General features: G+C 69.6%; 1 protein-coding gene. It reads left to right on the top strand.

What is annotated here, in order from left to right:
* Positions 1–261: 261 nt before the first annotated feature.
* A partial coding sequence (locus tag ACWF94_RS40345; protein WP_453500255.1) for an MFS transporter occupies positions 262–1,494 on the top strand: 1,233 nt, incomplete at its 3' end.

Here is a 1,494-nt window from a genome sequence, read left to right as displayed (position 1 = left end):
GTACGACCCTCCCACTCCGCTCCGCGCATGCCCCGGCAGCGCGCTCCCAGGCGATGACCACGCGTTCGTCGCCGGCCGAGCCCCCGGCCGGCGACGCCGACCACCGGCTCACACCCCCGCCGTGTCCGGCAGCGCCCGGACGGCCGCCCACCCCTCGGCGGGCAGCGGGCCCGGGGCGTCATCCGGTCTCCGTATCGCAGGACTGGCGGGCCCCACCGCCGTCCATGGGGCACCGCACATTCGAGAAGGGATTCCCCGCCCATGCCCGATGACATCTACACCGCCCGATGGCGCATGCTCGCTCTCCTGGTGGCCGGGTACGTGGGCCTGACGCTGAACTGGTTCAACATCGCGTCGGCGTTCACACCGATCAGCGAGGACCTGGGCGCGTCGTTCACGCAACTGGCCTTTCTGATCGCCCTCTTCCTGATCGGATACGGCGTTGTCCACATCCCCGCCGGTCTGCTCGCGACCCGGCTGGGTCTGAAGCGCACGCTCGTCCTCGGCATCGTGCTGCAGAGCGTCGGCGGCATCCTCTCGGGGCTCGCCGTCGACTACGCCGACCTGGCCGTCTACCGCGTACTGGCCGGGATCGGCGGGTCGATCTTTCTCTCCGTGTCGGTCGGCGCGGTCAGTGTCTGGTTCCGGAACCACGAGATCAACTTCGCCCTGGGAATCACCGGCGGAGCGGCGTTCAGCATCGGAGCCGCGCTGGGTCTCTACGGCTGCGTCGCCCTCACGGAGGTCATCGGCTGGCGAACGATGCTGATCGTCTGCGGGGTGTTCAACCTGGTCCTGGCCGCCGCCGCTGCCGCGTGGTTCAGGACCCCGCCGGATGTGACGGGCCTCGCCGGCGCCGAGATCACCCGCGACGGCCTCGCCAAGGCGCTGTGGGACCGGCAGTTGTGGATCTACGGCGGAGCCATGATCGGTGTCTACGGCGCGTACATCACCGCCTCACAGCTGCTCGGCGAGTACGCGATCGACGAACTCGGATTCACCGGCGGCCAAGGGGGACTGCTCGGCGCGGTGTTCGCCCTGGCCGGAATTCCGGGCAGCCTGCTCGGCGGCCATCTGGCGGACCGACTGAAGAACTACCGGCTGATCATGGTCGTCCCGTTCCTCGCGATGAGTGCGGCCCTGTTCCTCATCCCCATCCGGTCGGCTCCCCTGCTGTGGTTCCTGTCCGGTCTGATCGGATTCCTGTTCCTCTTCAGTTTCCCCGCGTGGCTCTGTGTCCCCGCCGAGATCTCCCGTGTCGACGCCGAGCACATCGGCACCGCGGTGGGGCTCATGCTCACCCTCGCGGCAGTCGGCGGTTTCGTCTTCCCCATCATCTTCGGGAAGGTCGTCCCCGCCGCGGGCTACGGCACCGGCTGGGCAACGCTCGGAGTCCTGTCCCTGCTCACGGCGCTGATCGGCCTCTTCGGCCGCCCCGGCCCGACGCCCGCCCCCACCGGCAAACCCACCGGACCCACCGAGACCGCGGGACTC

It is taken from the genome of Streptomyces sp. NPDC055078 (genome assembly GCF_053607985.1).
This window is presented reverse-complemented; position numbering and strand designations above follow the sequence as displayed.